Source organism: Synechococcus sp. R70.1 (genome assembly GCF_047461675.1).
Classification (GTDB): Bacteria; Cyanobacteriota; Cyanobacteriia; order Thermostichales; family Thermostichaceae; genus Thermostichus.
Genome location: NZ_JANSHR010000061.1, coordinates 8,930 through 16,796, shown reverse-complemented (window position 1 = coordinate 16,796; position 7,867 = coordinate 8,930). Strand labels below are relative to the sequence as shown.

The window sequence follows — 7,867 nt, the reverse complement described above, 5'->3', positions numbered from 1 at the left end:
AGAGCTAGGGGTAGATCCAGACGCCCTGTAGACAGCCAAGTAACTCAAGACAACAGATGGATCCCTAGGAGGCCAACAGCAACACAGGTAGCTTTTGAATAGCAGGCCGTAATCCCTTGGGAAAGCGCTCCCGCTTCAAGGGATAGCGATAGTTGAGTTGGGGAATAAGTCTCTCCCATTGATAGGGGTTCAAGCCAGCTACCACTGAACAGAACGGCTCTCTACTGAGCTCTAACCCCTCTTCCATGAGCCTGAGAGCTATGTTGCCTGCAGCTATCTCCAGAGTTTGATTGGCCAGTTGCGGATCCGGATCCCCTAGGAAGATCAGAGCATAGTCTTCTGGCTGAGGACTGCGCAGAATTGGCTCCAGCAAGCCCTCCAGTTCTTGGATAAGCTGCTCTGTCTCCATTTCCCAGTAGGGGAAAAGGCCCACGTTGATCTTACTCAAGCGGATCCTTTCTGATTTAGAGATTTCTGTTAGGCCATCTCTAACCACTAGCCAGTTCTCAGAAGGACTCAGCCAAACTCCTGTGTAATCGACACTATGGAGCTGAAAAAAGGCTCTGATTTCCTGCTCGAAGTCATGAACAGCTTTCCAACATCCTTGCCAGTGTCCGTAATCATCGATTTGGATGAATCCTTGGGAATGAACCTGATCATAGAAATGATGAAAAATATCCATCGTTGATTGATACCAGTCAGCATCTGCATGCAGCAGAGCAATCTCACCCACTTGCTCTCGATAGGCAGGCAAGGTGTCAGCAAACAGCCCTGGCACGGGGACAATGAGATCCCAAACTCCCAGTTCCTTGGCAATCACCTCTAAGTTCTCCGAAATGGGTGCCGCTAAAGCACCGGATCCAAAACCCGTATCGTTGGAAGCAACTCCTCGATAATCTCGATCCACCTCTGTTGGATCAGGCATACCTGAGAAGGTATCGAAAGCATATAGCTTGCGAGGTCGACGGCTGTAGTTCTTAATCACCCAGGCCAGCAAAGCTGAGCTTCCACCCCTGCAAACACCACATTCTACAAAGTTCCCAGGAATGTCTTCTTCACAAACCTGCTTAGCCAGTGAATAAAGGCTCCAAAGACGCTCAAAGCCCAGCAAGGTAAAAGATTTAACTTTCTCTAGCACCCAAGACAACTCAAGGTTACAGACCGGATAGTCCTTGAGGTGCTCTGGCAATGTCCAATTCACAGCAGGGTCTGGAATATGCTCAACGGGCTTGACATTGCCTCGCCAGGCCACTCCCATAATTTGCATGGTCTGGTAAATCATCGTGTTCCAGCCTTTGTCTCTCAAATAATTCAGACCTTCGGCTACATCTGGCGAGGCCAGATCATGGAACAGGATTAAGGCATCGTCGGCAGCATATCGCTCCGCTACCTGAGCATCTTGCAAGGGGGCTGGTGAGGTGTGGTCTCCATCGATAAAAATCAGAGACCAGCGGCGATTCTCTGTCTTGGCGATCTCCTCTACCTTTGCTGGGCTATAGCCAGGGTAGAGGCTGACGTTGGAGCGGACTCCAGCTGAGCGGAGAGACTGATCAACGCTTGCATAGACTTGAGGATCAGCCAGAGCAGGGTCCACCACATCAAGGGCAACTCCTCCTGCTGCCAAGTGAGCGGTTGACCAGCCTAGCCAGCAGCCAATTTCTAGGGCGTTTTTTCCTTTGAACTCAAGTGCAGTGTTGTACAAGATGTGCGCCTCGTCCCGAGTGACAAAGCCAATACCAGGTTGACGTCGATCTGCATACCAGAGATGTGGAACTTCCCTCCTCAAAAAAGGCCAGGGGTGAGACCATGGGTCAATAGCGGCTAGAAAGGGGAAGCAGTAGTCAAGGTTTACTCTTTTCTGATTTGCCGAGACGTAGTCGTATCTCTTGACTAAAGTAAGTTTCTTAGTAGGGTAGCTTAGGTATACTTCGACCCTAAAACCTTCGGTTGTAAGTGCAGTGTGAGTTTGCTTTGTTTTGCTCTCGCCTGAAAGATGTATAATGCCTAAGGGAGACTGAGGTAAGGAGGGATCCACCCAGAGCTTCCTTTGGGAATCCCATAGAAGCTCTTGGTAATTAGCTAGCCAGTTACAGCTCAGGGGCAGGAGCTCAACTCTATCTAGACCTAAGTCTTTGTAAATGGCTAAGTTTAAAGCGAATTGATCTGTAAGGATGTCAAGGCGTTTGTAAATGGCTTGACCCAGTCTTCTGCTCCATGCCAGCCAGTGAGGAGATTGCCTAGCCCCAGAAAACACACCAGCATTTAGTAACGGCTCTATCTCTAAACCGGCAAAATCAGTGTAGTGAAAGTAAAGGCTGTACTGCACAGCTATCCAAGCATGTCTTAAGGATCTGGCCCCGTGTTTAGCAAATAATTCTGGGACTATTGCAAAGCCCTTTCCTTTTGCTCCCAAAGCAAGAAGCTCAATTGCAAACCAGTCTTGCACCCAAGCATCCGCATCAATCCAAATGTAAATTTCGTAGCCTGGGAAGTATTCAGGCAGGAAGGGCCTGGAAACTAGTGCCTTAAGGTACTTGGGCTTTCTATCGCCATCTGGAAGATCATAGTTCCAACCTGGCTCAACAACGTGATCAACATACTGACCTATCCATTGCAACTGCTCCGGTGTGCAGCCTACATCGAAAAATCCGATATCTACAGATTGTCCCTGGGGCTTCTCTCGGATAGAGAGGATAGTTCCCTGAACCAATTCAAAAAAGTTGCTATCGGCACCTGTAACGATGATAGTTGAGTTCATGACTTCTATCTCTCCTCTCTAAGACCTTACTTCTTGTCGAAAAGATGAAATCTGTTTATGTAGCAAAGAGCTCCCTTTTGACCGGCTATGATCTCCCCCTGCCAGAGGAGATGAGAGGGATCCAACATCTGGTCAATCTGCTTGCGGTCTTGCTCAGAAGTAAACTCCACGTAAATCACCTTGATGTCTTTGAGCTGCTCTTGCAAGCTGGTCAACACCTCCACCTCATCTCCACCTGTAGCCACCCTGAGCACATCGATGGGCTCCAAACCCAACTCCTTGAGGGCTGCCCTGGCTTCCCGGAAAGGGAGCAGCTGCTCCACTCCCCACTTCGCTTGAGGATCCTCCGGCCAGAGGCGACAAGTTCTGCAGCTATTCTGCCCCGCCAGCCCCACCGGATGCACAAAGCAGTTGCCCAGGCCAAGAGCATTCTGCTGCAGCAGGTGCAAGGCCAAGGGATCCACCTCAAAACAATGAATGGCCGCCTCAGGGCAGAAACCCCGAAAACAAACGCTACCAAGGCCTACCCCAGCTCCGATGTCGATAACCGTCTGCACCTGACTAGACAGAAAGATACGTCCTCTCGTAAAAAACGGTGTCTGGGTAGAGCCTTACCGAAAACCTGAGTTTGCCAAAGTCAAAGCCAGTCAACACTGCTTCCATTAACTTACTTGCATTGGCCAAAGGAAGTTGGTGGTCCTCTGCCAAGACAAAAGCAAAGTTAGCCCTCACAGGCCGCCCCAGCCGCTGCAAGTCCTCAGCTGTGCACACCACCGCATCAAAGCTGGGCCAACTGCTCGGCTCCCCTCTCACCTCATGAACTCGCTCGGGCACTCCCTTCTGCTGCAGCAGACCACAGGGATCCTCAAACCCTTCTTCCACATACAGCTCCAGCCGCGGCAAGTCCAGCAAGTCTGCGGCTATCACCCCAGGACAGCCTCGGCCAACAAATACCCTCAGTCGCTCCTGCACGCGATGCAGCTCTTGCTTGAATGGGCTCGTAGATTCCTAGTCGTGTGTCTATCCAGGCAGAGCTGGCCGTGCTGACAAAGTAGCGCACATCAGAGCGGGGCGAGTAACGAAAGGGCTCCGGCAGCTCTCCCCCAAACACCCAGTCCAGCAGGTTCTGAATGCGGTGGCGGGGATGCCAGTGTTGGTCGAAAGTGTGATAAGCGCGGCGGGCAATTTGAATGGCCTCCTGGGGATGGTCTAGGTAGTAGCGGATTTTCTCCAGGAGTTGGGCTTCGGAGTTGTAGGTGTCGCAGTAGGTGCCGGGCGCCAAAAGTTCGTCCAATCCTGAGGCGAAGGAGAGCTGGTCAGTAAGCAGAAAGCCCCCTGCAGAAATCACTTCCAGGTTCCTTAAGTTCAGATCCCCATTTTGGCTGCAGTTGAAAGAGATTAACGAGCCACCAAATATTAGTTGAGGATTGTGGACTCGAGTCTTTATAAGTAGAGGTAGACCCAGTTTTTTCAAGGACATGATCAACTTAAGACGTCTGTAATGATAAGAGTTAAAATTAAGGTTACCCACAAACGCAACTCTAATTTCTTTCTTTTCTATCCAACTGGAGCTGGTGAGACAAGCGGAAATGAAAGGCAGCCAAGCTAGCCTTTGAACTCCTGCTGCTGCGAACCAGTGGAGGTGCTGTCGGTCATAGGCGGTGGCAATATAATCAAAGGCTTCAGTGGCCCAGTAAGTTAGAAGGTGGGTGATAGGGAGCACATGATGATGCGTATCTCCGGCTAGCAAGACAGTTGGGCAGCCAAATTTTTTCGTGTTGAAAGGACTAGTCAGATCAACACTCGATGTCCAGACAATCACCAAGTCAAATTCTTTGTCTTCGACTTGATCTGAATACTGGACAAATTCATAGAGGTCAAAGTCTTTGTCAGGACACTCAACTAAGCTTTTTGGAACACTAAAAAAATCGAATATCTGTCTTCTAACCTTTCCTTTCGGACATAGAGTTACTTGACGCTCTGAAAGAGTGAGAGGTGGGACATAATCAGGTGGAGTCGTCCAAACTAGTAGAACTCGAGGATTCATCAGTCTCAGAGCTTCCTAAAGATTGCCTTCTAAAGATTACCACTGCTTTCGTAGAATATGCATCTATTCAGATAACATAAGCACCCGTAGTTACCTTGAGAAATCTCCCCCTGCCAGAGGAGATGAGAGGGATTCAGCATCTGGTCAATCCGCTTGCGGTCTTGCTCAGAAGTAAACTCCACGTAAATCACCTTGATGTCCCTAAGCTGCGGCTGCAGGTTAGCCAATACCTCCACCTCATCCCCACCTGTAGCCACCCTGAGCACATCGATGGGCTCCAAACCCAACTCCTTGAGGGCTGCCCTGGCTTCCCGGAAAGGGAGCAGCTGCTCCACTCCCCACTTCGCTTGAGGATCCTCCGGCCAGAGGCGACAAGTTCTGCAGCTATTCTGCCCCGCCAGCCCCACCGGATGCACAAAGCAGTTGCCCAGGCCAAGAGCATTCTGCTGCAGCAGGTGCAAGGCCAAGGGATCCACCTCAAAACAATGAATGGCCGCCTCAGGGCAGAAACCCCGAAAACAAACGCTACCAAGGCCTACCCCAGCTCCGATGTCGATAACCGTCTGCACCTGACTAGACAGAAAGATACGTCCTCTCGTAAAAAACGGTGTCTGGGTAGAGCCTTACCGAAAACCTGAGTTTGCCAAAGTCAAAGCCAGTCAACACTGCTTCCATTAACTTACTTGCATTGGCCAAAGGAAGTTGGTGGTCCTCTGCCAAGACAAAAGCAAAGTTAGCCCTCACAGGCCGCCCCAGCCGCTGCAAGTCCTCAGCTGTGCACACCACCGCATCAAAGCTGGGCCAACTGCTCGGCTCCCCTCTCACCTCATGAACTCGCTCGGGCACTCCCTTCTGCTGCAGCAGACCACAGGGATCCTCAAACCCTTCTTCCACATACAGCTCCAGCCGCGGCAAGTCCAGCAAGTCTGCGGCTATCACCCCAGGACAGCCTCGGCCAACAAATACCCTCAGTCGCTCCTGCACGCGATGCAGCTCTTGCTTGAATGGGCTCGTAGATTCCTAGTCGTGTGTCTATCCAGGCAGAGCTGGCCGTGCTGACAAAGTAGCGCACATCAGAGCGGGGCGAGTAACGAAAGGGCTCCGGCAGCTCTCCCCCAAACACCCAGTCCAGCAGGTTCTGAATGCGGTGGCGGGGATGCCAGTGTTGGTCGAAAGTGTGATAAGCGCGGCGGGCAATTTGAATGGCCTCCTGGGGATGGTCTAGGTAGTAGCGGATTTTCTCCAGGAGTTGGGCTTCGGAGTTGTAGGTGTCGCAGTAGGTGCCGGGCGCCAAAAGTTCGTCCAATCCTGAGGCGAAGGAGAGCTGGTCAGTAAGCAGAAAGCCCCCTGCAGAAATCACTTCCAAGTTCCTTAAGTTCAGATCCCCATTTTGGCTGCAGTTAAAGGAAATCAGAGAATGGGCAAACCATTTGGCTGCCTCTTGGCGGTTGGCCGTTTTGATGAGGATGGGCAACTCCGCTCGCTTTATGGCTTGAACCAGGCGGGAGCGCCTAGGATGGCGGGATCCTTTCTGTCCAATGAAGACAACTTGATTTTCTCGAGTTTCCACCCACTCGTGGCTGACAGTGTGCAAGGAGATGAGAGGCAACCAGGCCAGGTTTTCCACACCCGCTGCAGCAAACCAGTGCAAATGCTGGCGGTTGTAGGCAGTAGCTACATAGTCTAAGCCTTCGGTGATCCAGTAGGTCAACAGATGGTTGATGGGGAATTTCCAGTGGTGGGTGTCTCCAGTCAGTAAAACAGTTGGACAGCCAAACTTTTTGGTATTAAGAGGATTGCTGGAGTCGAAGCTCGAAGTCCAAACAACAACTAGGTCAAACCCCTTGTCTGGAATCTGCTTAGATTGCTGCACAAAGTCAAACAGGTCATAATTTTCCCCTCCAGCAGTTGCCTACATGAGATCCTGCTGGTATTTAGCCCTAGCCAAGCCTTTGCCGATAGCCGCTTCACTATCAATACTTGGCTAGGAGCCAAGCAATCCACCTAAAGGCTTGCAGCTCCACCATGGCCAGAGTTTGCATAATTACCACTGTTCGGGATCCAGGCGTGTGCTTGGAGTCGTTCATTCGCTATCACCTTGCCCTTGGAATTGCCCATATTTATATCTTCTTTGACGATCCAGAGGATCCCGCTATTCAGGTGGCACTTCAGTTTTCCGATGTAACGGCTATTCCCAACGATGAAGCTTTGCAAGTCCAACAAGCATTGGGGAATGTTCTCTACCCAAAATATGGCCCTCATGTTGGCTATGAGGTCATGGCTCGTCAGATCCTTAACGTAGAAACTGCTATACAACTTGCCCTGGATCAGGGCATGGACTGGATTCTTCATATTGATGGAGATGAGCTTTTTTATCCTGGCCAGATAATGGCTTTGGATTGGTTTGATCAAGTAAGCGACGATATATTCCAGGTTACGTTTCTAAACCACGAAGCAGCTCCCGAAGCGTTTGAGATCGAAGACTACTTCCGCGAGGTCACTTTATTTAAGAGAAACCCTGCTATTTTGGATCCCGGATTCTATACCCAGTTTCAGAAGATCTCTAGTAAGAGTCAATACTTTTTGGCTTACCAGAATGGAAAGTCAGCAGCTCGGATCCATCCCACTCTCTTACCCAATAGCGTACATAGCTTTGATATTCCAGAATGTCATACCTTGGTAACATCATTCCCCTCTATTTTGCACTACTTAAACTGCGGCTTTCAAAACTACTATAAAAAGTATGCTCAACTGGGAAACTTTCCCGACTACTGGTGGCGCTCAAAGTCTAATCCTATTCGGGTTCCCTTTCACTTGGCCTCACGGGACGCTTATTGCTCAGGAGATAGAACTTGCATGGCAGCTCTTTATCAAGAGTTCATACTTTACAGCAGTCCTGAAACCAACCAGAACCTCATCGAAAAGGGTATTCTTACTCGCATCTCCTACCCATCACAGTTACTGTCCTCGCGCCAGTTCACTGGTTTAGCCTAGAGCCCTTGCCTACTCTTGAGGGAGACTGGAGCAACTGAAATAAAAAAGCTCCCCACAGGGAGCCACGG

Annotated in this window: 8 protein-coding genes; 1 reads left to right on the top strand and 7 read right to left on the bottom strand. The window is 50.3% G+C overall.

From position 1 onward, the window contains the following. Nucleotides 1-64: 64 nt before the first annotated feature. The 7 genes from NW807_RS08075 to NW807_RS08045 form a co-directional block, all read right to left on the bottom strand. Nucleotides 65-2,758 (bottom strand): TylF/MycF/NovP-related O-methyltransferase, encoded by a 2,694-nt coding sequence (locus tag NW807_RS08075; protein WP_414425787.1) that lies wholly within the window; start codon nt 2,756-2,758, stop codon nt 65-67. 26 nt (nt 2,759-2,784) lie between these two features. Further along, nucleotides 2,785-3,213, bottom strand: a complete 429-nt coding sequence (locus NW807_RS08070) for a hypothetical protein (RefSeq protein ID WP_414425786.1) — start codon at nt 3,211-3,213, stop codon at nt 2,785-2,787. Between the two features lie 106 nt (nt 3,214-3,319). Beyond that, nucleotides 3,320-3,670, bottom strand: a complete 351-nt coding sequence (locus tag NW807_RS08065; RefSeq protein ID WP_414425783.1) for a hypothetical protein — start codon at nt 3,668-3,670, stop codon at nt 3,320-3,322. After that, nucleotides 3,624-4,805: a glycosyltransferase gene (locus tag NW807_RS08060; protein ID WP_414425785.1), complete on the bottom strand. Its 1,182-nt coding sequence runs from the start codon at nt 4,803-4,805 to the stop codon at nt 3,624-3,626. Before NW807_RS08060 ends, NW807_RS08065 begins: the two co-directional genes overlap by 47 nt. Before the next feature lie 29 nt (nt 4,806-4,834). Further along, a complete protein-coding gene (locus tag NW807_RS08055; RefSeq protein ID WP_414425784.1) occupies nt 4,835-5,272 on the bottom strand; it encodes a hypothetical protein in 438 nt (145 codons plus the stop codon). A gap of 106 nt (nt 5,273-5,378) precedes the next feature. Further along, entirely contained in the window at nt 5,379-5,729 is a 351-nt protein-coding gene (locus NW807_RS08050; protein WP_414425783.1) for a hypothetical protein, read from the bottom strand. Beyond that, complete coding sequence (locus tag NW807_RS08045) at nt 5,683-6,516, bottom strand: glycosyltransferase (protein ID WP_414425782.1); 834 nt, start codon at nt 6,514-6,516, stop codon at nt 5,683-5,685. Before NW807_RS08045 ends, NW807_RS08050 begins: the two co-directional genes overlap by 47 nt. 356 nt (nt 6,517-6,872) lie before the next feature. Here NW807_RS08045 and NW807_RS08040 point away from each other — a divergent pair, with 356 nt between their 5' ends. Next, entirely contained in the window at nt 6,873-7,799 is a 927-nt protein-coding gene (locus NW807_RS08040; protein WP_414425788.1) for a glycosyltransferase family 2 protein, read from the top strand. Nucleotides 7,800-7,867 lie beyond the last annotated feature (68 nt).

What these genes read in the sequence shown, in the direction of transcription:
- NW807_RS08075 (WP_414425787.1), bottom strand. Translation starts at nt 2,758, where the DNA reads ATGAACTCAACTATCATCGTTACAGGTGCCGATAGCAACTTTTTTGAA.
- NW807_RS08060 (WP_414425785.1), bottom strand. Translation starts at nt 4,805, where the DNA reads ATGAATCCTCGAGTTCTACTAGTTTGGACGACTCCACCTGATTATGTC.